The organism is Alteromonas sp. a30, assembly GCF_026788005.1.
Taxonomy (GTDB): Bacteria; Pseudomonadota; Gammaproteobacteria; order Enterobacterales; family Alteromonadaceae; genus Paraneptunicella.
Genome location: NZ_JABEPE010000012.1, coordinates 59,035 through 81,905, shown reverse-complemented (window position 1 = coordinate 81,905; position 22,871 = coordinate 59,035). Strand labels below are relative to the sequence as shown.

The following is a 22,871-nucleotide window of genomic DNA, read 5'->3' as shown; positions in this document are numbered from 1 at the left end:
GAGCTTAGAACTATAACAGGAACCTATATGACTAAACACCTGTTGCTATGCATTATTGAGGATGCCGATTTATAATTAAGTCTTGCATAAAGAATAAACGTGCGTATAATGCGCGCCCACTGCACTGTGAATCAGTGCCTCTTTATTGCGATATGCATTAAGAGATAACAACAGGATCCCGATTGGGGATCACCGTTAAAACGAGCATTCTCACCCCCACTATTGGGTAGGTTGAGGATGTATTTTATTGTTCTTTATTCGGTTGGAGCTTTGGTCGATGGCAAATCAAAGAATTCGTATTCGCTTAAAGGCGTTTGATCACAAGTTGATCGATCAGTCTACAGCAGAGATTGTAGACACTGCCAAACGCACCGGTGCGCAAGTGAGTGGTCCTATCCCATTACCTACGCGCAAAGAGCGCTACACAGTTTTGATTTCTCCTCACGTGAACAAAGATGCACGTGATCAGTATGAAATTCGCACTCACAAGCGTTTGGTAGACATTATTGAGCCTACCGACAAAACCGTAGACGCATTGATGAGATTGGACTTGGCGGCCGGCGTTGATGTTCAAATCAGCTTAGGCTAACGAGAGAGGGTGTAAATAATGGCGATTGGTTTAATCGGTCGTAAAGTGGGCATGACACGTATCTTCACTGAAGATGGTGGTTCTGTTCCAGTAACTGTTATTGAAGCGACACCTAATCGTGTGACTCAGCTTCGTACAGTTGAAACTGACGGATATCGTGCACTACAGGTTACGGCTGGTACTAAAAAAGCAAACCGTGTTAACAAGCCAGCAGCGGGTCACTTCGCTAAAGCGGGTGTTGATGCAGGTCGTGGTTTGTGGGAATTCCGTCTATCTGGTGACGAAGGCGATAGTTTAGAAATTGGCAGTGAAATCACTGTTGAAATCTTCACTGACGCTGCAAAAGTTGATGTTACCGGTACTTCTAAAGGTAAAGGTTTTGCGGGTGCAATTAAACGTTGGAACTTTAGTGGTCAACGTCAAACACACGGTAACTCTTTATCTCACCGTGCTCCTGGTTCAATTGGTCAAAACCAAACGCCAGGTCGCGTGTTTAAAGGTAAGAAGATGGCAGGTCAAATGGGTAACAAACAAGTGACTGTGCAATCTTTAGAAGTCGTTCGCGTTGACGCGGAAAACAACCTTATCTTAGTTAAGGGTGCTATTCCGGGTGCAACTGGCGGTGACGTCATCGTTAAACCTGCTGTTAAGCTGTAACGTCGGGAGATAGATGATGGAATTAGCATTAAAAGATGCGCAAGGCGCACTTGAAGTTTCAGAAGCGACTTTTGGACGTGAGTTTAACGAAGCATTGGTTCACCAAGTAGTTGTTGCGTTTGCAGCAGGTGCTCGTCAAGGTAGCCGTGCACAAAAAACTCGTTCAGAAGTAAGCGGTGGCGGCAAGAAGCCTTGGCGTCAAAAAGGTACTGGCCGTGCTCGTGCTGGTACTATTCGTAGTCCTATTTGGCGCAGTGGTGGCGTAACGTTCGCAGCTAAGCCTCAGGATCACAGCAAAAAAGTAAACCGCAAAATGTATCGCGGTGCTATCAAGAGCATCTTGTCTGAGTTGGTTCGTCAAGAACGTTTAATCGTTGTTGAAAACTTCAGTGTTGAAGAGCCAAAAACAAAAGCGTTGTTAAACAAACTTAATGCGCTTGAGTTGAAAGATGTACTAATCGTAACGCCGGAAGTTGATGAGAACTTGTTCTTGTCTGCTCGCAACTTATATAAAGTTGACTGCCGTGACGTTCAAGGTCTTGACCCGGTTAGCTTGATCGCATTCGAAAAAGTTTTGATGACAAAAGATGCTGTTAAGCAATTAGAGGAGACGTTGGCATGATAAACGAAGAACGTCTACTTAAAGTTATCCTTGCTCCACACATTTCGGAAAAGGCAACGCTTTCTGCTGAAGTTCGCAACACTGTTGTATTCAAAGTATTGAAAGATGCCAACAAAACCGAGATCAAACAAGCTGTTGAAAAACTGTTTGAAGTTGAAGTTGATTCAGTTCGTACAGTTAACGCTAAAGGTAAAACTAAGCGCCACGGTTTGAGAATGGGTAAACGTAGTGATTGGAAAAAAGCTTACGTTTCCTTGAAAGACGGTCATGACATCGACTTCGTCGGTGCTGGCGAGTAATAGGGGGCTACAGAGATGGCATTAGTTAAAACTAAACCAACTTCAGCAGGTCGTCGCCACGTTGTTAAAGTGGTGAACCCTGACCTACACAAAGGCGCCCCTTATGCTCCTTTGTTAGAGAAGAAAAGTAAATCAGGTGGTCGTAACAATAGTGGTCGCATCACTACTCGTCATATCGGCGGTGGTCACAAGCAACACTATCGTGTAGTCGACTTCAAACGTAACAAAGATGGTATTCCTGCTAAAGTTGAGCGTTTGGAATACGATCCTAACCGCTCTGCTAATATCGCATTGGTATTATATGCAGACGGTGAACGTCGTTACGTTTTAGCTGCAAAAGGTTTAAAAGCAGGTGATCAAATCCAATCGGGTTCTGATTCACCAATCAAAGCAGGTAATACTTTGCCAATGCGCAATATTCCTGTTGGTACAGTTGTTCACGCAGTAGAAATGAAGCCGGGCAAAGGCGCTCAAATGGCTCGTTCCGCTGGTGCATATGTACAAATTCTGGCTCGCGAAGGCGCTTATGTAACTTTACGTATGCGTTCTGGCGAAGTTCGAAGAGTTCCTGCTGATTGCCGTGCCACTATTGGTGAAGTTGGTAATGCAGAGCATATGCTTCGTTCATTAGGTAAAGCTGGTGCAAGTCGCTGGCGTGGTATCAAGCCTACTGTTCGTGGTGTTGCAATGAACCCAGTAGATCACCCACACGGTGGTGGTGAAGGTCGTACTTCTGGTGGCCGTCATCCGGTTTCCCCTTGGGGTAAACCTACCAAGGGTGCTAAGACCCGTAAGAACAAGCGTACTGATAAGTTTATCGTACGTCGTCGTAACAAGTAATAGCGAGGATTCACCATGCCACGTTCTCTCAAGAAAGGTCCATTTATTGACCTGCACTTGTTGAAGAAGGTAGAGGCTGCTGTGGAAAAGGGCGACAAGAAACCAATTAAAACTTGGTCTCGTCGCTCAATGATCATCCCAGATATGATTGGGTTGACCATTGCAGTCCATAACGGTCGCCAGCACGTTCCAGTATTCGTTTCTGACGAAATGGTAGGCCACAAATTGGGCGAATTTGCGCCAACGCGTACTTATAAAGGCCATGTGGCCGATAAGAAAGCGAAGCGATAGGGGGAGACAATGGAAGCATTCGCAACACATCGTCACGCTCGAACTTCAGCTCAAAAAGCGCGTTTGGTAGCAGATCAAATTCGCGGTTTACACGTTGAAAAAGCGTTAGAAGTTTTGGCTTATAGCCCACGTAAAGCAGCTTCTCTAGTTAAGAAAGTTCTAGAGTCTGCTATTGCTAACGCCGAGCATAACGAAGGTGCCGACATTGACGAATTAAAAATCGATAAGATTTTTGTCAATGAAGGTCCGACAATGAAACGCATCAAAACCCGTGCTAAGGGCCGTGCTGACCGAGTGTTAAAGCGCACGAGTCATATCACGGTTGTAGTAGCGGATAACTAGGAGTAGATAATGGGACAGAAGGTACATCCTACGGGCATACGCCTGGGTATCAGCAAACCATGGACTTCTACCTGGTACGCTAATACAAAAGAGTATGCGGACAACCTGTACAGTGATCATCAGGTTCGTCAATATTTGACTAAGAAATTGAAAAACGCTTCTCTTTCTAAAATCGTTATCGAACGTCCTGCGAAAAGCATCCGTGTGACTATTCACACTGCTCGTCCAGGTGTTGTTATCGGTAAGAAAGGTGAAGATGTAGAAGTATTGCGTAAGCATGTTTCTAACTTAGCCGGTATTCCAGCGCAAATTAACATTGCTGAAGTACGCAAGCCAGAGTTGGATTCACAACTTGTTGCAGACAGCATTGCTAGCCAATTAGAGCGTCGTGTAATGTTCCGTCGTGCAATGAAGCGCGCAGTACAAAACGCAATGAGACTTGGTGCAAAAGGTATCAAAGTTGAAGTTAGTGGTCGTTTAGGCGGCGCGGAAATCGCACGTACTGAGTGGTATCGTGAAGGTCGTGTACCTTTGCATACATTCCGTGCGGACATCGATTACGCAACTTCTGAAGCACGCACAACTTACGGTATCATCGGTATCAAAGTTTGGATCTTCAAAGGTGAGATCTTGGGTGGTTTACCTACTCAACAAGAGCAACCTGCTCCTCAACCTAAGAAGAAGCCACGTTCTAAGAGAGGTAGCTAATCATGTTACAACCTAAAAGAACGAAATTCCGTAAACAGCATAAAGGTCGCAACCGTGGTCTTGCGGTAGCTGCAAGTAGCGTTAGTTTCGGTACTTTTGGTCTTAAAGCTGTTGACCGTGGTCGTATGACAGCTCGTCAGATTGAGGCAGCTCGTCGTGCGATGACTCGTCACGTTAAGCGTCAAGGTAAAATTTGGATTCGTGTTTTCCCTGATAAGCCAATTACTAGTAAGCCTCTAGAGGTACGTCAAGGTAAAGGTAAGGGTAACGTGGAATACTGGGTTTGCCAGATCCAACCAGGTCGTATGTTATACGAAATGGAAGGTGTACCTGAAGAGTTGGCGCGTGAAGCGTTTGCTCTAGCAGCAGCCAAGTTACCGTTTAAAACCACTTTCGTAACTCGGACGGTGATGTAATGAAGACAGCTGAACTTAAAGAAAAAAGCGTAGAAGAGCTAAACGCAGAGTTAGTGAACTTATTGCGTGAGCAGTTCAACTTACGTATGCAACACTCAACTGGTCAGTTGGAAAAAACTCACCAATTGAAAGTTGTACGTCGTAACATTGCGCGTGTTAAAACCATTCTGACTGAGAAGGCAGGTGCCTAATGACTGAACAAAAGATTCGTACGGTCCAAGGTCGTGTGGTAAGCAACAAGATGGATAAAACCATCACTGTTATGGTTGAGCGTTTTGTTAAGCACCCAATTTATGGGAAGTTCATCAAGCGTTCTACTAAGCTACATGCACACGACGAAAGCAATACAGCTCATGAAGGCGATACAGTTACAATTCGTGAGTGTCGTCCAATTTCCAAGAGCAAAACTTGGACATTAGTTGATGTTGTAGAAAAAGCTTAATTGTTTCTTCTATTAAAAAAAGGCGCTTTTATAGCGCCTTTTTTGTTCCAGTTGACCCTGTCTTAGATTGAGTTTGGCTTTATCGGAATTTCGATTCGAACCCAGTGCCATCCCCGTGTTTCAAATGCTGATATGCTTCCGTGATGATTATGTAAAATATGGCTTAGTGTTGATAATGTTAGGTTTTTATGTGGTTTCCCTAATAGATAAAAGGCGTTGACGTTATCAATATCTTCGGCAGCGATAAAAGCTTTTGAGCAACCGACTTGAATTGCAATGTGTTCTCCCTTTCCTGTTATACCAACTTTTTGCAAATCGATGTGCATTTTCCCCACCTGCTCCCCAAGCGCTTGAATAATAAAGTGAGTTAAATTTAATAAAGCTTGTTGGAGCTGAGAGGCGTTTCCTAATAGCATCGGTTGGATAATCGCTAATTCGCTGGTTAGCGTAATGTTCGGAGGCAAAGCCGCTTGCACAATTTTCAAAGCACGACTCACTGTTTTGAGCATGTCCAACTCTTCGAATTCCGAACCATTCGACTTGTTGAACGAGCTGATTTCACTGATTAGCTTTGACGCTCGGTGTGTAGCAGAAACAATGTTTTGAGTGTGAGACAGTGCTTGTTCGTTTTCTGCACAAGAGAGATCTAACATCTCGGTGTTAGCCAAAATAATCGATAGAATATTATTTAACTCATGAGTTATACCATTAGTCATTTGGCCGATAGATTGTTGCCTTTGGGCTTCTAATGCTTTTTCACTCTCTTCGTTGATCTTATCAAGATCCTTAATAATTGCCCAAGCTGAGGTAATTACGCCATTTTCTTTTATCGCTTTGTATTGAATCTTGGTGTGTTTGCTTGCGCCTGACTTGGTTTCGAAGACTTTCCCTTGTTTACCTGTTAATCCATATAAAGAAAGCTTGCTTTCAAGGGTTTGTTTTTCTTTCTCAATCCAGTTAACAGGGGTGATGTCCCAGAGACTTAAGTGGCGAAGTTGTTTATTGGTATAACCAATAAAATGGCAAAATGATTGATTTGCTTCCCGAATTTGGCCGCTTGGGTAATCGAAAATAACCACTCCTTCAGGAAAAGCTTCAAAGATGGCTTTGTTACAATGTGCGGTTGCTGCGTGTTGCCTAACTCGCTCTTGTTTTACTTGGTGGGAAATGAGTGCCCCAATACTGTTGTCCTTTAGCGTTACTGAGGAAACATCCATTTCAAAGTGGCGCATTTCTAGATTGCAGTAAAATCCCATGGTAAAGCGTTTCTCCTCGCCGTTTAAGACTCTATTTATTCCTTGAAATGCTTCGAATGTATCATTTTGGTTAAGCCTTCTACGTATATCAAAGTAGTCGTCATTGCTTATCGAATGCGAAAAAATATGATTTCTCAGCAACACTTCGTTCCAAGAGGCATTAGCGCGCACCATTCTTCCATGTTTGTTAATGATAACAACGGAACCCGGCATGCTGTTTAAATCTAAATCACTCTCGAAGCTAGGATGTTTGGAAGCTTGTAAAACATCTGCTTTTTCCACGGTCATACTTCCAGTTTATAGCGTTATATAAAGCGTAGATAATTCATCAAATAAAGACCAATATAATTAACCATAATATTTGTATTGAAATGTATTTGTGAGCGTTAAAGTATGCTTAATGGTAGAAAAAATATATGACGCTTTTCTTGTTCACGGATTAGCTTTATAACTATCCACGTAACCTATGAGAAATAGTCTAGTCTGTGAATGGTAAAAATAAAGTTGATAGCTTTAAATAGTGTCTGTGATTGTTATGAAAATGGTAGTCATCGTATCTTTTGAGAAAGGTATTAAGATTGCCCAGAGAAAATAAAAGGGCAACCTGTAGTTTGTACTGTTGACTGGTTACTCGTTACCGAGGAAACCGCCGGTCTGATGCGACCACAATTGTGCGTAAATGCCATTTCCAACTTTAAGTTGATGGTGTGTTCCTTGTTCTACAATAGAGCCCTTATCCATAACTACTAGGCGATCCATGGCGGCAATGGTTGATAAACGGTGTGCAATAGCGATAACGGTTTTCCCTTCCATCAGTTTATAGAGGTTATCCTGAATTGCTGCTTCGGCTTCTGAGTCCAATGCCGATGTCGCTTCATCAAGTACCAGAATCGGGGCATCTTTCAGTAATACTCGAGCAATTGCAATGCGTTGCCTTTGCCCTCCTGACAGCTTTATTCCCCGTTCGCCCACTTGTGCATCTAATCCTTCATTGCCCTGCGGGTCTGTTAAAGTTTGAATGAAGTCCCATGCCTCTGCTTTTTTGCAGGCTGCAATTACTTCATCTTCATTGGCGCCGGGTTTTGCATAGAGAATATTTTCTCTTACTGAGCGATGCAAAAGCATTGTGTCTTGTGTCACCATGCCAATGTTTTCCCTAAGTGATTCTTGCTGTACATCTGAAATAATATTGGCATCAATTTTTATGTTGCCTTTTTCTACATCGTAGAAGCGCATTAGTAAGTTAACGAGGGTTGATTTCCCTGCTCCTGAACGTCCTACAACACCGACTTTTTCACCGGGACGAATGTCTAGATTCAAATTTTCGATAACACCTGAACCTTTACCATAATGGAAACTGACATGATCAAAGTGAATGTGACCTTTAGGTCTGGGCAACGTTGGTGCATTGGGTTTGTCTAGAACTTCCCTTGGTTGACTAATAGTTTCCATACCATCCAGCGTTGTACCAATGTTTTCGAAAAGTGAACTGACTTCCCAAATAATCCAATGACTCATACCATTGAGTCGAAGTGCTAAGCTGATGGCAATGGCTATCGAGCCAATAGTCACGAGCGTCTGTGACCAGAGGTAGATACATAACAAACCCACCATAAACACTAACAAATAGTTAGCAAGCTCAAGTGACACCTCTATCCCCGTAACTAGGCGCATTTGTTTATGCACAGTTTTGAGGAAACCCTTCATACTTTCTTGTGCATATTCCACCTCTTGTTCGGTATGAGCAAACAATTTAACGGTTTGAATATTGGTATAACTATCGACGACTCGGCCCGTCATAATTGAGCGGGCATCGGCTTGTTCTTGGGAAACTCGGCGCATTTTGGGCACAAAATACAACTGTATACCGATGTAGGCGATTAACCAAAATAGCATGGGAATCATTAATAATGGGTCTGCCATGGCTACGAGTACCACTATCGACACAAAATATATGCTGACGTAAACAAACACATTCACCAACTTCATGACGGTTTCTCTGACGGAGAGAGACGTTTGCATGACTTTAGTGGCAACCCTGCCAGCAAAATCATTTTGGTAAAACGCCATACTTTGTTTCAGTAGGTACCGATGTGCCTTCCAACGGATTGTCATTGGATAATTGCCCAGCATGGTTTGATGAACAAGCGTGGAATGTAGCAGCGTAAGTGCGGGCAATATAACGAGTAAAGCGATGCCAAAGAAGATTATGGATTGTTTTTCTTCTTGTAAAATTGTGCTTGGTTCTTTTGTCGATAACCAATCTACAAGCTGCCCCATAGCACCGAATAAAGCGACTTCAGCAGTCGCTAGAATTGCGGTTAACAACCCAACCACTAGAATGGGGCGCCACATGCCGCGAGTATAATGTAAGCAAAAAGCGACTAATGTAGCCGGTGGTCTCTCAGGCTCATTTTTCGGAAACGGATTGAGTAATTTCTCAAAGAAAGTCAGCATTCAGTAGTGGTCCTTTATTGGCTTAATGCCAGCATTTTTGTTGTGTTATCGTGTTTCTAGCTGAGGAGCGCGTCTTGCCTTAGTAATTTGCTCAAAGTGATACGCTGCCTCAACCAACGAACCTTCGCTATTCTTGCCTGCGAAAAAGGACATTCCGACCGGTAAATGCAAAACATAACCCATTGGCACAGTAATATGTGGATAACCGGATACAGCCGCTGGCGAGGTTGCTGAACCTTGGAAGTGATCGCCATTAACAATATCAATTTTCCACGCAGGGCCCGATGTCGGAGCAATAAGCATATCAAGGTTGTACTTTTCGAGTGTTGCATCAATGCCTTGTTCTCTCGCTAAGGACAACATTTCTTCCAGATTGCTTTGATAATTAGGCTCTTGTTTACCTTTAGAGCTGTTAGCTGTGTCAAAAATTTCCTGATCAAAGTAGGGCATTTCTGATAGTGAGTGTTTTAAGTTAAATTCCATGACATCAGCTAGTGTTTTAGCTGAGCTCTTTGTGGTTGCTAAGTAATCAGCAAGTTCGTCTTTAAAGTCCCACAATAAAGTGTTGTATTGTTGTTGTCCCCAATCCCCCTTTGTTTTAATGGGGGTTGAATCAACGATGACTGCGCCAGCTTTTTTCATCGTATCAACCGCCTGATAGAAAATTTCATTGACCTTTGGGTTGGGGTTTAGGTAGTTGCTAACAATACCAATTCGCTTACCTTTCAGGCCGTCCGTCTTTAAATGATTGATTAAGTTATTTTCGGTGTAGGGGCTCTCAAAACCTAGTCTATCTTCCTTATCCTTCCCTAAGATAGCTTGTAATAAATAGACTGCATCCGTAACACTGCGCGCCATAGGACCTGCGGTATCGTGGTTGCTTGAAATCGGGATGATACCTGTGCGGCTCACACTTCCGACTGTGGGCTTAATCCCCACAATGCCATTAATTGCAGAAGGGCAGGTAATCGAACCATCTGTTTCAGTGCCGATGGCGACAGCGCTCATGGCAGCCGCTACTGCTGCACCCGACCCAGAACTCGAACCACAAGGTGTGCGAGTAACATCATAGGGATTTTTGGTTTGTCCGCCGATTGCGCTCCAGCCACTTAGGGAGCGAGTGGAACGAAAGTTAGCCCATTCACTTAAATTAGCTTTGCCCAGAATAATGGCACCGGCTTGACGTAGCTGTGTGACGATAAAGGCGTCCTTTTCAGGAAAGTTGTCTTTTAGAAGCAGTGAACCTGCGGTATTTGCCATTCCGTCAGCCGTATCAATATTGTCTTTTAATAACACGGGAATACCATGCAATATTCCTAATGATGCCGCCTTTTCTCGGTGTTTGTCGGCTGCTTTAGCATCCGTTAAAGCATTTGGATTGACAGTAATCACCGCGTTTAGGATGGGATTCAACGTTTTGATTTGGTCAATGTAATATTGTGTTAGCTGGGCTGAAGTCAAATTTCCCGAGGCCATTTCTTTGTGAATTTCAGGAATGCTTAGCTGATGATACTCGTTATCTTTCATGGCTTGGGTTTGACCTAACGTCATGAACGAAAGGGAAAGGATAGAAGCTAACTTAAATCGTAGTGTCATTGTTTTACCCGCTAAATCGTATTAAGGGTGAATGGATCTGCTTGGTTATCTTATCAGAGCTTAATTGAGGATGCGTACCAAACACTTACGCTACTTTATTGACCCAATGGTATGGGATAAACAGCGATTCTTATCCGACCAGTTCGAGAGGTAGTTAACAAACTGCTATAAGTTGAAGTGAGGATAATCTACGAGGGTCGGCTTATGCAAAGTGGTCTGTCACGAAAGTTACGCGTGGTAACGGTGATGTTGTCATCATTCTTAAGTGCTTGTGCGAGTCAAGGGAGTTATGTTGTCACCGAATATAAGTCCTCATTGTCGGATGATAAAAAAGCGTTGAGAGAGGGATTTATCGGACGTTGGCGTTCAGAGCAACCTAATGATAAAGGTGGCACCAATATTACAACGGTGCACCGTAGCCAAGATGGACGTTACCTAACGGAATATACTATTTTGGATAATCAGTCTCAGGTTAAAGGTTATCAAGAAGAATTCGGATTTTGGGGAGTGGCAGGAGGTGTGTATTTTACCTTGTTCAAAGGCTGGGTTGAAAATGATGAGTTTTATCCCGCTGATCCTACCAATGCATACCATTATGATGCCTATCAAATTTTAGCGGTGGAGCCAGAAGCCATCACATATAAGAATCTTGCTTCAGGGAATAAGTTTTACTATTCAAAGGTGGAAGTAAAATAACGCGAATCGGTTCTTTGAATAAAACACTTTCTTTACTCGAAAGAGAGATAAATTCAAAGGATCACTATGTGCAGAGACCATCGATTTCTTTCCCTACTAATAGGGGTAGCCTTGCTTGCTTTTCACGCGAACTCAAAGACGCTTCAAGAACAGATTTTAGCGGATAAAAACATACAACAGCCCATGACTCGAGGGAAGGAGTCAGCGGCAGACTTTACTCAGCGTCTTAAGCAGATCATAGAATTAGCAGAGCAAGGAAGTTGGCAGGAAATCCTAACTATTGCTGCATATTTTGACGCTCGAAGCGCGGATTCTTTGGACTACATCCTTTTTCAATCAATTTCCCATAATGCCCCGTTGAGCGTGGTCAAAAGGCTATTGCAGCAAGGGGCCACTTTACAACCGCATTTTATTAATATTCTTGCCCAGAAAAACAATGTTAAGTTAGCGAAGAAACTGGTTCCTTTGGGGTTAGATCTTCATGGGGCAGATTTGTTTGGACGTAATGCATTGCATCATGTATTAACGGATTTTCAATCTAAGGAAATGTTCGATTATTTACTGAGTAAAAACGTCGCGGTAGACGCCAAAATGGGTGATAAGGACCCGTTGTACCTTGCTCTAAAACGTGCGCTGACCCATCAAGATGCAGTGTATTACATCAATGCATTAATTGGTAAAGGCGCCCCTATTCTTGACGCTCACAACACTTTGCTTGAGCAAATTAGGCACGACAATCCGAGGGTCTATCAATCAATAAGTTTGCCTTCGTCGATAAATTCTCGCAATTGACGTTTCGTTACAACTCCTAGAGTGTGTCTATTCTTGAAATTGGCATATGATTAACACTGTAAATAACGTCATAAAGGATAGGATTATGCAGTGCCATGAAATTGACTATGAAATCATTGGTAATTCAATGCAAATGGTGGAGATCGAGCTAGACCCGAACGAAACCGTCATTGCAGAAGCAGGGGCAATGAATTACATGGATGAGCACATTTCTTTTGAAGCGAAAATGGGTGATGGTTCAGATGTAAATCAAGGTTTCATGAGTAAACTTTTCTCTGCTGGCAAGCGAGTGGTGACAGGAGAGTCATTATTTATGACCCACTTTACCAATGCAGGTCATGGGAAGCGCCGGGTGGCGTTTGCTTCTCCTTTTCCGGGTACAATCGTACCACTGGATATGGCAAAGCTTGGAAATGAAATTACCTGTCAAAAGGACTCATTTTTGTGCGCAGCATTAGGCACTAAAGTGGATATTGCTTTTAATCGCCGCTTAGGGAGTGGTTTTTTCGGTGGTGAAGGTTTTATTTTGGAGCGTTTACAAGGTGACGGTATGGCGTTTGTTCATGCCGGCGGTACCGTAATTGAGAAAGAACTCAAAGGAGAAACGCTACGTTTGGATACCGGTTGTTTAGTTGCATTTACTGCCGGTATTGAATACGACATCGAAATCCAAAAGAGCCTGAAAAGCATGTTCTTTGGCGGCGAAGGAATGTTTATGGCCACCCTACGAGGGCGTGGGAAAGTGTGGATTCAGAGCTTGCCTTTCTCTCGTTTAGCAGATCGAATTATTCAGCATGCACCAAGTCATGGAGGCAGTCGACAAGGCGAAGGCTCCATCTTGGGTCGCATTGGCGATATGGTCGGGGGCGATTAGCCCCGCCCAAAAGTATTTTAGGAATTAATAATGCATTATCGAAAATTAGGCAGTAGTGATTTAAATGTTTCCAGCGTATGTTTAGGGTCAATGACATGGGGAGAGCAAAATACGCAGTCAGACGCCAACGAGCAAATCGAATACGCATTATCGCAAGGCGTGAATTTCATTGATACAGCGGAAATGTACCCTGTTCCTCCGAGCGCTGATACTTACGCTCAAACTGAGGTACTTATTGGGAATTGGCTAGCGCAACATCCTGAGAAAAGAAAAGACATTGTTCTTGCTTCAAAAATAGCTGGCCCGGGCGTTGACTGGATTCGTAATGGAGAAAAGCTGACTCCTAAAACCATAGTCGACGCGCTGGATAATTCGTTGCAGCGTTTGCAAACTGATTACATCGATTTATATCAGATTCACTGGCCTAACCGTAATATCCCTCATTTCTCACGTCAGTGGCCGGGCTATCTAGATTATGCCAGCATTGATGTAGAAAAAGAGAAGTCGGAAATGCTCGCCTTATTACACGCTCTAGATGACTGTGTTAAAGCAGGAAAAATTCGACACTGTGGCCTCTCCGATGAGACCCCTTGGGGAGTTCAGCATTATTTAAAGTTAAGTGAAAAATACGCCATTCCTAGAATGGTATCCATTCAAAATGAATTTAATCTGCTGAAATGGAGTGATTGGCCGTTTTTAATTGAAACTTGTATCAATGAAAATGTAGCCTATTTGCCTTGGTCGCCCTTAGGTGGAGGTTTACTAACAGGTAAATATCTAAACGGGGCAAGGCCGCAAGGAACACGTTGGAGCATGTTGCAGCGTAATGGCTTATTCCGAGATACAACCACTTCTGAAGAGGCTGTAAAGGCGCTAGTTGCACTTGCTGATAGCTTTGGTATGTCATCTGCTACCTTATCTTTAGCATGGGTGAATCAGGTACAAGGCGTGACCTCTACCATCATTGGTGCAACCTCTTTGGCGCAATTACAAGCGAATCTTGCGGCATTTGAAATTGAGTTAAATAACGAGCAAAAAGAGTTGCTTAGCCAATTTAACCGTCGTTTTCCCATGGCTTACTAAGCACTTTTCCAGCGAAGAATGATAGGGCTAATAATAGCGTTATCATTCTCCCTTCTTCATTGACAAATCATTCTTTTCGTATTTTTTAGCATACCTAAGTGTTGTCTATTATCTCTACAAGAGAAAATTATTGATCTAGGATGTAGTCACTTTCGGTAACAAGTTCTCAGTTTTTAAGCAATTACAGAGTCAGATGAGCTCATTTACCGGTGGTGGAAATTTGGTCTGTAATTGATAGGTATAGAAAGAGATAGCTATGTATACGAATTGCGTTACAACTTTTGGTCACACTCAACAGTTCTTGGAGCAAGTCTCCGAGTTTATCGTGATAAAGCGTCTTGATGCATGTAAACCATTGGCGTTCTCTTTCTATCTTGAGTTTTCTTCGCATGAGGGTGCGCAAGCAGTTACTGATTGGTTAATGGATGAAGGGTTTTCAGTGGTGATGGAACAAGAATATGAATCCAATAAGTGGTTATGTTGGTGTCATTGCACATCAATTCCTAAGCCTCTAAAGTTGGAAGAAATGGGTGGCAAGATATTGGATGCCGTTAAGACATGGAGTGGGACATTAAAACGTTGGGAAACTAACCCATATAATTCAGGACAAGAGTTAGGCCAGTTACTTGCTGCGTTCGAACTCCAGTATATGCAGGAGCATGGGCACTACGCCTGATAACAAAAATGCCAAGATAAGGTATTTGTATAATAAATGGGTTCTCGGTCAGATTGGTTTGCGATAGCCCCTATATCTTCACATTTTAGTCTGAATTAAGCCTCCAGACTGTGTGTTTTCATGAGCAAGGATGCTAGCTTCTTTCCAATAGCGTAGCTTTTCGTTACTTCCCTTTCTTTCCGAAGACTTCCTTAACGCAAATTTCAAAAACCTATTTTCGTTGCACACTCCATTACAGATATAAAAAAACGGGCAAAGAAGCCCGTTTTTGAAGTGTATTTAACGAGGGAGGCTTAATCAATTAGGCCAGTATTAATCTCGTTAATATCTTGTTCTGACAATGTTCCCGCAGACAACTTAAGCGACAATATACTTGTAATATAATTGTATCGAGCAACTGAAAGGTTACGTTTGGCATCGTATAAATTCCGAGTGCTATTAAGTACGTCGACGATGGTACGTGTACCCACTTCAAAACCCGCTTCCGTCGCTTTTAAAGCACTTTCTGCTGAAACAACAGCTTGTTCAAGCGCTCTTACTCGTGAAATGGAAGACGTAACATCAAAGAAATTTGAGCGAACATCTTTCACTATAGAGCGGTATACACGCTCACGTTCTTCACTTAGCGATACAAAGTTATGACGTGCTTGTTCTGTCCGCGCAACGACCGAGCCACCTTGAAAAATCGGAATGCTCAAACGTAATGACGCTCGTGTTGAATCAACGCGATCTGTTGACTCACCGATGGCCGCATCCGATGATTGACCTTCTGTGTCATTTGAGCTGTAGTCTACTTGCAGACCTAAGGTTGGTAAGTGGCCTGCTTTTGCAATCTCAATATCTTTCTTGGCAATATCCACAGCAATTTTACTTGAACTTAGTTGTAAGTTCTTTTCAGAAGCTCTTTTTGACCAAGTGTTAATGTCATTCGGCGCTGGCATATTCGCACTGAATTTTTCTGTATCAAGTTTAGAAAGCTTTTCGTAATAGTTACCGGTAATTTCCCAAAGTAACTCTTTGGTTTTTTCTACCTCATACTGAGCACTAATTTCACTGGCTTCAGCATTGTCATACAAAGCTTGAGCTTCATGCACATCGGTAATCGCAGTTAGCCCAACCTCAAAACGTTGTTTAGTTTGCTCTAATTGGCGAGCAATAGCGCGTTTTTCCGCTTTAGAAAACTCTAAATCATCCTGCGCTCGCAATACTCCGAAATAAGCTTGCGTGGCGCGCAAAATAAGATCTTGCATTGCCAAGCCATAGTCAGCATCGGCTTGAGAAGCTGTTAGTTCAGCTCGTCCTAAATTTTTCCACAAGGAATGGTCATAAACCGACTGCTGAAGGCTTGCGCCATATACATTAATGTCACTGAAAATATCACCACGAGTTTGTGACTCCGTTACCGTTAAAGATAATTGAGGAAGCAAACTAGCCCGACTAATATCAATGCCTGAATAGGCGGAGTCTTTATTTGCTTTCGCTCGTAGTGTTGCAGGATCATTTCTGAGTGCTTCTTGATAGATTTGTTGCAGGTCTGCTGCGAAGGCCTGAGTGGAGACCGTTAAGCCAACCACTAAAGACAGTAATGTTTTTTTCATTTGCTTTCCTAGAGTTCCGAACAACCTCGAGGGCTTCATTAATACTAATTTTTAATAATCAATGAGATAGCTGAACTTCTTGCTGCTCGTGAGATTGATTATCAAGACTTCCCTACGGGACATCCATGAGCGCAAAGTCTAAATGAATGATGGATAAGGTAGTACCTCATTCTAGTAACAGCTTAGCCTAAAGTGTAACCGAATATTTTCTTCTTATTTAATGAAGTGTTCATGATAGGCTAACTCGCATGAATTGAGAACCATCGAAATGTGATATTTGAAAAAAAATTCACATTAAACAGTTCTATGGGAACGTCATGAAGTTTGTTCAAAAATTAAATAAAAGTGATGTCGTTATCGAGTCTATCACTCCGCTCTACAAAGGATTTTTCACCTTTAACCAATATCGACTCAAGCACAAATTGCATGAAGGAGGTTGGAGTGAAGAAATTACTCGAGAAATTTTTGAGCGAGGCGATGCCATTGCCGTGCTGCCTTATGATCCAAACACGAAAGAGTTTATTCTGATTGAGCAATTTCGGGTTGCGGCTATGCGTACCTCTGATCAACCTTGGTTATTGGAAGTGATTGCAGGCATGATCGAGGATAATGAAGCGCCGGATGATGTTTGTCGTCGAGAAGCGCGAGAGGAAGCCGGAATAGAGATCACCGAGCTACAGTACATTATGCGTTATCTACCGAGCCCCGGAGCGTGTACCGAACAACTGACGCTTTATTTCGCATTAGTCGATAGCACGAATGTTGGTGGAGTACACGGGTTGGCAAGTGAGCATGAAGATATCTTAGTGCATAAAATTCATGAAGATGAGGTTATGCAGTGGCTACATGAGGGGCGGTTTATCAACTCCGCCACCATAATCGCGTTACAGTGGTTTGCCATAAATCGAGATAATATTCTTGGCAGTGACGATTAAACCCATCTTGTGTTAGATTGAGTTTAATACATTCAGCCGCATAAATTAGGTATTAAGAGGAACAGGCATTCACGATGACAACACGCAATTCAAAACGTTACTATCCAGATCTACGCACATTGCATTCTGTTTGTGACGTTAACTATGTGCGCTTGTTAAAGTTATTGCCAGATTGCGATACAGAACAACTTCAATATGAGTTTGGCGCGAAGAACGCTCTTCAGTATCGCATTACTATTGAAGAAGTATCACGTTACACCAGCACTGTCGTAATGAGCCAAATTAACCCTGAAATGCCAAATTATCTTAAGCCATCAATGCGTATTCGTTTGTATCATGATGCGCGTATGGCGGAAGTCATTGCTTCCCAAAATATCGCGCGCTTTGAGGCTAGCTACGAATATCCCAATAAAAATATGCACCAGAGAAATGAAAAAGAAATGGTGAATCACTTCTTAAGTGAGTGGTTGTCGTTTTGTTTGAATCATTATTCTCCAGCACAATCAACTTCCGCAACTTAGTGTAAAAACGAACCGATTAATCCGAGAAGTACGTGACAATTAGACTCTTGCAAATTAGCGACTGCCATCTATTTGCAGACACGCAAAAGTGTGGCTATGCCGACATTAACCCTCTGCTCACCTTAAATGCCGTTTTAGACAGTGCCAAAAAAGAACGTCCAGATCGCATTTTATTGACGGGAGATGTTAGTGGTGACGGCAGCGTTAAAAGCTACCAACATTTGTATAACGCGTTAGATAGCCGAGGATGGTTAGCAAATACCAGAATGATCCCCGGTAATCATGATGATCCTAACCTAATGATGAGGCAGTTCAACGATAAGATTTGCCGGGTCAATGGTTTTGAAGATGTAGGTCAATGGCGTTTTCATTATCTAAACAGTCACCATGAAGGTACAAAAGGCTTGGTTGAAAAGTCACGGCTCGACGAGTTGGAGCAAGATATATCCCAAGCGTCTGAAAAACATCAAATTGTAGCTGTACACCATCATCCACTGGATTGCATTCATTGGATGGACAAGCATGATTGGGTCAACCGTGATGAATTTCTTCAACTCATGCATTTTATGCCAAAGCCAGTGCGAGTATTGTATGGACATGTGCATCACGCGGTTAACCGTACCTTTAATGCTCAAGAATATTACGCTTGCCCTTCAACATGCTGGCAGTGGGCGCAAACAGAGCAGTTTGGTGTGTCCGATGTCGCGCCGGGTTATCGGATGATTGAGCTTGGTAATAATGGTGAATGGTTAACGTGGATTAACCGTATAGAGTGGTCTGTCGACTTGCAAACAGAGGCATAACGTTGAAAAAAGTTCTGGTTTATTTACATGGTTTTTTAAGTTCACCGCAGTCGGTGAAGTGTCAGGCAACGCTTAATTATATGGCGCAGCATCATCCCGACATCAGCATCATTTCTCCGCAAATACCGTATTATCCTAGCGAAGCGATTACGCATTTAACGACATTAATTGAACCATTTAAAGATGCCCAAATCGGCTATATCGGCAGTTCAATGGGCGGCTTCATGTCAACACATCTAATGCAATTGTTTCCCGGAAAAGCGGCGCTCATCAACCCTGCGGTCACGCCACATATTTTGCTTAAAAACTTTTTGGGTGAGCATATCCATCCGTACACAAATGAACCTTTTACACTTGTTGATACGCATATGTCGGAACTTGAAAACTTACTGGTTAGCGACATGAAACAACCTGAAAACTTTTGGGTGTTTTTGCAAGAAGGCGATGAAACCTTGGATTATCGTGAAGCCGTAGAAAAATACAAGCACAGCAAGCTAACGGTGGAAGCTGGTGGGGACCATAGTTTTCAAGGTTATGAGAATCATCTTCCTAATATTGTCTCGTTCCTTTTCGATTAAGTTTAAAATGCTGGGCGAGTGTGGGTAATGCCACTCAGAAATGCGCCGAGCATTGCTGAAAATTCCTCGAATTGCTACTATCTGAGAGGTGCGCGCTGTGCGCCGAAGTTTGTATCACACACATAAAATAAGCTGCTCATGACCAATCAAAGCTATAACGCAGAAGCCATTGAAGTCCTCAACGGACTGGAACCGGTACGTCGTCGTCCGGGCATGTACACAGACACGCAACGCCCAAATCATTTGAGCCAAGAGGTTATTGATAATAGCGTTGATGAAGCGTTGGCGGGATTTGCCTCCTCAATTAAAGTTGTCTTGCATGAAGATAATTCAATGGAGGTGATTGATGATGGTCGTGGGATGCCTGTTGATATTCACCCCGAGGAAGGCATTCCGGGCGTTGAACTTATCATGACCAAGTTGCATGCTGGCGGTAAATTCTCTAACAAAAACTATGAATTTTCTGGGGGGTTGCACGGGGTAGGGATTTCCGTTGTTAACGCGTTATCCACCCGCGTTGAAGTGACCGTGCGCCGTGACAGCAAAGTCTACCAAATGGCGTTTGAAAGCGGCGACAAAGTAGAAGACTTAGCCGTGATTGATGCCTGTGGCAAACGCAATACAGGAACGCGTGTACACTTTTGGCCGGATGCCAGCTATTTCGATTCCGCTAAATTTTCCGTTAGCAAATTAATGCATATTCTTCGAGCTAAAGCCGTGCTTTGCCCGGGGTTGAAAATCCGCTTCGACAATAAAATTGCCAAAGAAAGTCACGAATGGCACTACGAAGATGGCCTCCGTGATTACCTGATGCAACATGCACAGCAGTATGAAACCTTGCCAGAAAACGAACCCTTTGTTGGTGTGTTTGCGGGTAAAACTGAGGCCGCTGATTGGGCGGTTATTTGGTTGCCAGAAGGCGGAGAAATTGTTGCCGAAAGCTATGTAAATCTTATTCCAACGGCGCAAGGCGGCACCCATGTTAACGGGTTACGACAAGGCTTGTTAGAAGCCATGCGTGAGTTTTGTGAATTCCGTAACTTGCTCCCTCGTGGTGTTAAGCTCACACCGGAAGATATTTGGGAACGATGCAGCTATATTTTGTCGACCAAAATGCAGGATCCACAATTTGCAGGGCAAACTAAAGAACGTTTGTCCTCTCGCCAAGCGTCAGCCTTTGTTTCTGGCGTAGTAAAAGATGCGTTCAGTTTGTGGCTTAACCAACATATTGATATTTCCGACCAGCTGGCGCAAATGTGTATCAATAATGCACAGCGCCGCTTGCGTCAAAGCAAAAAAGTCGCGCGTAAAAAAGTGACTCAAGGCCCCGCATTACCGGGCAAGCTTACTGATTGCACTACGCAAGACCCTTCTCGTTCGGAGCTTTTCTTAGTGGAAGGGGACTCTGCGGGAGGCTCAGCTAAACAAGCTCGAGACAGAGACTTTCAAGCTATCATGCCGTTACGCGGTAAAATCTTGAATAGCTGGGAAGTCGATTCTTCACAAGTATTAGCCTCACAAGAAATTCACGATATTTCCGTTGCCCTTGGTATTGACCCAGATAACGAGGATATATCCAGCTTACGCTACGGAAAAGTGTGCATCCTAGCGGACGCCGACTCAGACGGGTTGCACATTGCTACGCTACTTTGCGCGCTTTTTGTAAAGCATTTCAGGACGCTTGTGAACGCGGGTCATGTTTACGTGGCAATGCCGCCGTTATACCGCGTCGATGTGGGTAAAGAAGTCTTTTATGCATTAGATGAAGCAGAAAAAGCAGGCATTTTAGAACGCATTGAAGCCGAGAAGAAACGTGGCAAAGTTAACGTACAGCGCTTCAAAGGCTTGGGGGAAATGAACCCGCTGCAACTGCGTGAAACCACAATGGACCCAAATACACGTCGTTTAGTGCAACTGACCGTGGATGACGACACCTCCATGTTGGAATTGATGGACATGCTACTCGCTAAGAAGCGCTCGCCCGATCGCAAAGAATGGCTCGAAAACAAAGGCAATTTAGCGGAAGTTGAGGTTTAAACGCAAATTGTAGGATAACGTTATAGGGCTTTGTTAGAGATAATAACTTGTGCGTACCTGACGTGCCTGTTGAAGAAGACAACGCAAAGTTTGAATTGCGTCTCGTCACAAACTTAAGTGGCGACTTGAGCCTAAGAGTAAGGAATATTTGTCCAGCCAGAAACACCGTGTAAACGGTTGTCACTGCCCCAAACCGCACCGGTTATAAATTCACGACTAATGATGCTATCGAAAACATAACGGCTTGACGTAGTTGAATCGGAGCTGGTGCTACCATAACTCCTAGTAGTACAAGAAACCGTATCGCTGTGTGAAAGGTAGACTTTTCAGGATAGAAAAGTCGGAGTCAGGCATACCGGATTTCACCGATATGCCTGAAGTATAAGTTTGGAGTAAGTACGTCAATAAACCGTGTGAACTTACTCTACATTTACACTAAGTGTTATGGGCATAACTCGTCTCTACCACGACGGCCACAGTCATCAAAGTCGCCTGGAACGACTCTAATTGAGCGTGTTGATTCATCGGTGTAACCGTCGTTGTCAGTCACTCTTTGGCGAATGCTGTAGGTTCTAGTTACATAAGTGGCTAACGAAGGTTTGGTTGTGCCTTTATATGTGCCATCAACCCACCATTCTGTTTTTACAATGCTGCCATCACGGTCAGAAGCATTGTCGACAATGTTTACACGGCCAATGCCGTTAAAGCCGTTGGCATGCGGTGTGAAGCTAGACTTAGGCGTGTAGTCACAAACGGTTGTACTAATCTGCTCGTTATGTGAGAAAGGTACGGTTGCTTGACATTGAGCAAAGTAAAGGTTGCCATCATAACCGTAGAAGTTCGAGTAAACGGTGCGATATTGTACTGGAGCGGCATTAAAGTGACCGCCTAAAAGCTGCGTTCTGAAAGACCCATTGTTTTCGACGTAGTACGCAGTACAAAAGGCTGTTCCTTCATAAATTGCTTGAGTTGATGTTTCACTACGGCAGTTTACTTGTTCATCACCAGCAAACGATGTTGTCGAACCGAATAAAGCCGCAAGAGGTAATAAGACTTTTGCTAAAGTTTTAAATTTCATTCTCTTTTTCCTTTTTTTTATTTATCACAAACTCGATTAATAGTATCAAGCGCAGGTAAATATATTCTCAAAAAGGTAATTTCACAATAGTAAAAATGATGGGATTCGATGTGTCTATATTGCGCTAATTTTGTATGTTGTGTGTAGATGATTTACCGTAAACACTAAAAAATTTTCTAATATGAGAAATATTAATCAGCAATGATTTTGATTTTCACATTTGTGTGATTTTTGGGGTCAATGGTTCCGTTAAAAAAGTTAACTAATTCACAAAAAATTAGCCTATTTAATTTAAAATAATATTTCAGGTGGTAATGCCATGTACCTTATTCCCGTTTGTTTTTGCCTCATTGGTATTGAATCAGGCGCGAAGATTAATGATGAGCGGAGTTGTTGGATAGCCAGTAGATTTTTGCGCTACTGAAGAAAAAAGCAACCACGTAAGTGGGCCGCGAGGTTTAATAAAGACGGGTTACTTACAGATTGCAGAAACAATGGCGTGCTTTTCCATATTAATCAAATTACGCCTGTTAAAAAGAGAAGTTTCAAACGTTAAATTTATCTTTTGCCTGCCCCTGAACCCTTTCTTTCTCAGATTGCATACCAAGCTGAGCAGTTATAACGCTAGTACATATTTATGGCCTTTTTATTCTAATTTTGTCTGGGTTTATTGCATTTCCTGCAT

The 22,871-nt window shown here is 43.0% G+C and carries 26 protein-coding genes; 21 read left to right on the top strand and 5 right to left on the bottom strand.

Annotated elements, in window-relative coordinates; translation table 11 throughout:
- Positions 1 to 277 precede the first annotated feature (277 nt).
- From rpsJ to rpsQ, 11 genes are read left to right on the top strand one after another with little or no spacing between them, the layout of a single operon-like run.
- Positions 278 to 589 (top strand): 30S ribosomal protein S10, encoded by a 312-nt coding sequence (gene rpsJ / locus HJG39_RS12810; RefSeq protein WP_232360004.1) that lies wholly within the window; start codon positions 278 to 280, stop codon positions 587 to 589.
- 18 nt (positions 590 to 607) lie between these two features.
- Positions 608 to 1,246 (top strand): 50S ribosomal protein L3, encoded by a 639-nt coding sequence (gene rplC, locus HJG39_RS12805; protein ID WP_268409633.1) that lies wholly within the window; start codon positions 608 to 610, stop codon positions 1,244 to 1,246.
- A gap of 16 nt (positions 1,247 to 1,262) precedes the next feature.
- Positions 1,263 to 1,868: a 50S ribosomal protein L4 gene (gene rplD, locus HJG39_RS12800; RefSeq protein WP_268409676.1), complete on the top strand. Its 606-nt coding sequence runs from the start codon at positions 1,263 to 1,265 to the stop codon at positions 1,866 to 1,868.
- Complete coding sequence (gene rplW / locus HJG39_RS12795; RefSeq protein ID WP_268409632.1) at positions 1,865 to 2,167, top strand: 50S ribosomal protein L23; 303 nt, start codon at positions 1,865 to 1,867, stop codon at positions 2,165 to 2,167. Before rplD ends, rplW begins: the two co-directional genes overlap by 4 nt.
- Before the next feature lie 15 nt (positions 2,168 to 2,182).
- The gene (rplB, locus tag HJG39_RS12790) at positions 2,183 to 3,007 is read left to right on the top strand and encodes a 50S ribosomal protein L2 (protein WP_268409631.1); all 825 of its coding nucleotides are present in this window, start codon (positions 2,183 to 2,185) and stop codon (positions 3,005 to 3,007) included.
- Positions 3,008 to 3,022: 15 nt separating this feature from the next.
- Positions 3,023 to 3,298, top strand: a complete 276-nt coding sequence (gene rpsS / locus HJG39_RS12785; protein ID WP_268409630.1) for a 30S ribosomal protein S19 — start codon at positions 3,023 to 3,025, stop codon at positions 3,296 to 3,298.
- A 9-nt stretch (positions 3,299 to 3,307) separates the two neighbouring features.
- On the top strand, positions 3,308 to 3,640 hold the full coding sequence (gene rplV, locus HJG39_RS12780; RefSeq protein WP_268409629.1) for a 50S ribosomal protein L22: 333 nt from the start codon (positions 3,308 to 3,310) through the stop codon (positions 3,638 to 3,640).
- A 9-nt stretch (positions 3,641 to 3,649) separates the two neighbouring features.
- Positions 3,650 to 4,348 (top strand): 30S ribosomal protein S3, encoded by a 699-nt coding sequence (gene rpsC / locus HJG39_RS12775; protein WP_268409628.1) that lies wholly within the window; start codon positions 3,650 to 3,652, stop codon positions 4,346 to 4,348.
- A gap of 2 nt (positions 4,349 to 4,350) precedes the next feature.
- Positions 4,351 to 4,764, top strand: a complete 414-nt coding sequence (gene rplP / locus HJG39_RS12770) for a 50S ribosomal protein L16 (protein WP_268409627.1) — start codon at positions 4,351 to 4,353, stop codon at positions 4,762 to 4,764.
- Positions 4,764 to 4,955 (top strand): 50S ribosomal protein L29, encoded by a 192-nt coding sequence (rpmC, locus tag HJG39_RS12765; protein ID WP_268409626.1) that lies wholly within the window; start codon positions 4,764 to 4,766, stop codon positions 4,953 to 4,955. Before rplP ends, rpmC begins: the two co-directional genes overlap by 1 nt.
- Positions 4,955 to 5,206 carry a 30S ribosomal protein S17 gene (gene rpsQ / locus HJG39_RS12760; RefSeq protein ID WP_268409625.1) on the top strand — a complete coding sequence of 84 codons (252 nt, stop codon included), beginning with the start codon at positions 4,955 to 4,957 and terminating at the stop codon, positions 5,204 to 5,206. Before rpmC ends, rpsQ begins: the two co-directional genes overlap by 1 nt.
- Positions 5,207 to 5,268: 62 nt before the next feature.
- On the opposite strand, the gene HJG39_RS12755 is transcribed toward rpsQ, so the two are convergent.
- From HJG39_RS12755 to HJG39_RS12745, 3 genes are all read right to left on the bottom strand, one after another.
- The gene (locus HJG39_RS12755) at positions 5,269 to 6,744 is read right to left on the bottom strand and encodes a PAS domain S-box protein (protein ID WP_268409624.1); all 1,476 of its coding nucleotides are present in this window, start codon (positions 6,742 to 6,744) and stop codon (positions 5,269 to 5,271) included.
- 345 nt (positions 6,745 to 7,089) lie between these two features.
- The gene (locus HJG39_RS12750) at positions 7,090 to 8,919 is read right to left on the bottom strand and encodes an ABC transporter ATP-binding protein (RefSeq protein ID WP_268409623.1); all 1,830 of its coding nucleotides are present in this window, start codon (positions 8,917 to 8,919) and stop codon (positions 7,090 to 7,092) included.
- A gap of 45 nt (positions 8,920 to 8,964) precedes the next feature.
- On the bottom strand, positions 8,965 to 10,515 hold the full coding sequence (locus tag HJG39_RS12745; protein WP_268409622.1) for an amidase: 1,551 nt from the start codon (positions 10,513 to 10,515) through the stop codon (positions 8,965 to 8,967).
- Between the two features lie 204 nt (positions 10,516 to 10,719).
- Between HJG39_RS12745 and HJG39_RS12740 the strand changes: the two genes are divergently transcribed.
- The 5 genes from HJG39_RS12740 (at position 10,720) to HJG39_RS12720 (ending at position 14,636) form a co-directional block, all read left to right on the top strand.
- Positions 10,720 to 11,211 carry a hypothetical protein gene (locus HJG39_RS12740; protein WP_268409621.1) on the top strand — a complete coding sequence of 164 codons (492 nt, stop codon included), beginning with the start codon at positions 10,720 to 10,722 and terminating at the stop codon, positions 11,209 to 11,211.
- Positions 11,212 to 11,322: 111 nt separating this feature from the next.
- Positions 11,323 to 12,003: a hypothetical protein gene (locus HJG39_RS12735; protein WP_268409620.1), complete on the top strand. Its 681-nt coding sequence runs from the start codon at positions 11,323 to 11,325 to the stop codon at positions 12,001 to 12,003.
- An 85-nt stretch (positions 12,004 to 12,088) separates the two neighbouring features.
- On the top strand, positions 12,089 to 12,877 hold the full coding sequence (locus tag HJG39_RS12730) for a TIGR00266 family protein (protein ID WP_268409619.1): 789 nt from the start codon (positions 12,089 to 12,091) through the stop codon (positions 12,875 to 12,877).
- Positions 12,878 to 12,907: 30 nt separating this feature from the next.
- Positions 12,908 to 13,960 carry an aldo/keto reductase gene (locus HJG39_RS12725; protein ID WP_268409618.1) on the top strand — a complete coding sequence of 351 codons (1,053 nt, stop codon included), beginning with the start codon at positions 12,908 to 12,910 and terminating at the stop codon, positions 13,958 to 13,960.
- Between the two features lie 256 nt (positions 13,961 to 14,216).
- Positions 14,217 to 14,636: a hypothetical protein gene (locus tag HJG39_RS12720; protein WP_268409617.1), complete on the top strand. Its 420-nt coding sequence runs from the start codon at positions 14,217 to 14,219 to the stop codon at positions 14,634 to 14,636.
- A 293-nt stretch (positions 14,637 to 14,929) separates the two neighbouring features.
- Here HJG39_RS12720 and tolC read toward each other — a convergent pair whose 3' ends face one another.
- The gene (gene tolC, locus HJG39_RS12715; RefSeq protein ID WP_268409616.1) at positions 14,930 to 16,234 is read right to left on the bottom strand and encodes an outer membrane channel protein TolC; all 1,305 of its coding nucleotides are present in this window, start codon (positions 16,232 to 16,234) and stop codon (positions 14,930 to 14,932) included.
- A 317-nt stretch (positions 16,235 to 16,551) separates the two neighbouring features.
- Here tolC and HJG39_RS12710 point away from each other — a divergent pair, with 317 nt between their 5' ends.
- The 5 genes from HJG39_RS12710 (at position 16,552) to parE (ending at position 21,108) form a co-directional block, all read left to right on the top strand.
- A complete protein-coding gene (locus HJG39_RS12710; RefSeq protein ID WP_268409615.1) occupies positions 16,552 to 17,169 on the top strand; it encodes an NUDIX domain-containing protein in 618 nt (205 codons plus the stop codon).
- 74 nt (positions 17,170 to 17,243) lie between these two features.
- Positions 17,244 to 17,690, top strand: a complete 447-nt coding sequence (locus HJG39_RS12705; protein WP_268409614.1) for a DUF1249 domain-containing protein — start codon at positions 17,244 to 17,246, stop codon at positions 17,688 to 17,690.
- Between the two features lie 32 nt (positions 17,691 to 17,722).
- Positions 17,723 to 18,493: a metallophosphoesterase gene (locus HJG39_RS12700; RefSeq protein ID WP_268409613.1), complete on the top strand. Its 771-nt coding sequence runs from the start codon at positions 17,723 to 17,725 to the stop codon at positions 18,491 to 18,493.
- Between the two features lie 2 nt (positions 18,494 to 18,495).
- Complete coding sequence (locus HJG39_RS12695) at positions 18,496 to 19,071, top strand: YqiA/YcfP family alpha/beta fold hydrolase (RefSeq protein ID WP_268409612.1); 576 nt, start codon at positions 18,496 to 18,498, stop codon at positions 19,069 to 19,071.
- A 138-nt stretch (positions 19,072 to 19,209) separates the two neighbouring features.
- Positions 19,210 to 21,108 (top strand): DNA topoisomerase IV subunit B, encoded by a 1,899-nt coding sequence (gene parE / locus HJG39_RS12690; protein ID WP_268409611.1) that lies wholly within the window; start codon positions 19,210 to 19,212, stop codon positions 21,106 to 21,108.
- Between the two features lie 442 nt (positions 21,109 to 21,550).
- Here the strand turns inward: parE and HJG39_RS12685 are convergent, their stop codons facing one another.
- Positions 21,551 to 22,186 (bottom strand): hypothetical protein, encoded by a 636-nt coding sequence (locus HJG39_RS12685; protein WP_268409610.1) that lies wholly within the window; start codon positions 22,184 to 22,186, stop codon positions 21,551 to 21,553.
- Positions 22,187 to 22,871 lie beyond the last annotated feature (685 nt).

Bases quoted from the DNA above. Each gene is read 5' to 3' on its own strand.
- HJG39_RS12705 (WP_268409614.1), top strand. From the start codon at position 17,244: ATGACAACACGCAATTCAAAACGTTACTATCCAGATCTACGCACATTG.
- rplC (WP_268409633.1), top strand. From the start codon at position 608: ATGGCGATTGGTTTAATCGGTCGTAAAGTGGGCATGACACGTATCTTC.
- rplD (WP_268409676.1), top strand. From the start codon at position 1,263: ATGGAATTAGCATTAAAAGATGCGCAAGGCGCACTTGAAGTTTCAGAA.
- HJG39_RS12725 (WP_268409618.1), top strand. From the start codon at position 12,908: ATGCATTATCGAAAATTAGGCAGTAGTGATTTAAATGTTTCCAGCGTA.
- HJG39_RS12720 (WP_268409617.1), top strand. From the start codon at position 14,217: ATGTATACGAATTGCGTTACAACTTTTGGTCACACTCAACAGTTCTTG.
- rplW (WP_268409632.1), top strand. From the start codon at position 1,865: ATGATAAACGAAGAACGTCTACTTAAAGTTATCCTTGCTCCACACATT.
- rplP (WP_268409627.1), top strand. From the start codon at position 4,351: ATGTTACAACCTAAAAGAACGAAATTCCGTAAACAGCATAAAGGTCGC.
- rplV (WP_268409629.1), top strand. From the start codon at position 3,308: ATGGAAGCATTCGCAACACATCGTCACGCTCGAACTTCAGCTCAAAAA.
- parE (WP_268409611.1), top strand. From the start codon at position 19,210: ATGACCAATCAAAGCTATAACGCAGAAGCCATTGAAGTCCTCAACGGA.
- rpsS (WP_268409630.1), top strand. From the start codon at position 3,023: ATGCCACGTTCTCTCAAGAAAGGTCCATTTATTGACCTGCACTTGTTG.
- HJG39_RS12745 (WP_268409622.1), bottom strand. From the start codon at position 10,515: ATGACACTACGATTTAAGTTAGCTTCTATCCTTTCCCTTTCGTTCATG.
- rpsQ (WP_268409625.1), top strand. From the start codon at position 4,955: ATGACTGAACAAAAGATTCGTACGGTCCAAGGTCGTGTGGTAAGCAAC.
- HJG39_RS12685 (WP_268409610.1), bottom strand. From the start codon at position 22,186: ATGAAATTTAAAACTTTAGCAAAAGTCTTATTACCTCTTGCGGCTTTA.
- rpsC (WP_268409628.1), top strand. From the start codon at position 3,650: ATGGGACAGAAGGTACATCCTACGGGCATACGCCTGGGTATCAGCAAA.
- HJG39_RS12740 (WP_268409621.1), top strand. From the start codon at position 10,720: ATGCAAAGTGGTCTGTCACGAAAGTTACGCGTGGTAACGGTGATGTTG.
- HJG39_RS12710 (WP_268409615.1), top strand. From the start codon at position 16,552: ATGAAGTTTGTTCAAAAATTAAATAAAAGTGATGTCGTTATCGAGTCT.
- rpmC (WP_268409626.1), top strand. From the start codon at position 4,764: ATGAAGACAGCTGAACTTAAAGAAAAAAGCGTAGAAGAGCTAAACGCA.
- tolC (WP_268409616.1), bottom strand. From the start codon at position 16,234: ATGAAAAAAACATTACTGTCTTTAGTGGTTGGCTTAACGGTCTCCACT.
- HJG39_RS12730 (WP_268409619.1), top strand. From the start codon at position 12,089: ATGCAGTGCCATGAAATTGACTATGAAATCATTGGTAATTCAATGCAA.
- rpsJ (WP_232360004.1), top strand. From the start codon at position 278: ATGGCAAATCAAAGAATTCGTATTCGCTTAAAGGCGTTTGATCACAAG.
- rplB (WP_268409631.1), top strand. From the start codon at position 2,183: ATGGCATTAGTTAAAACTAAACCAACTTCAGCAGGTCGTCGCCACGTT.
- HJG39_RS12750 (WP_268409623.1), bottom strand. From the start codon at position 8,919: ATGCTGACTTTCTTTGAGAAATTACTCAATCCGTTTCCGAAAAATGAG.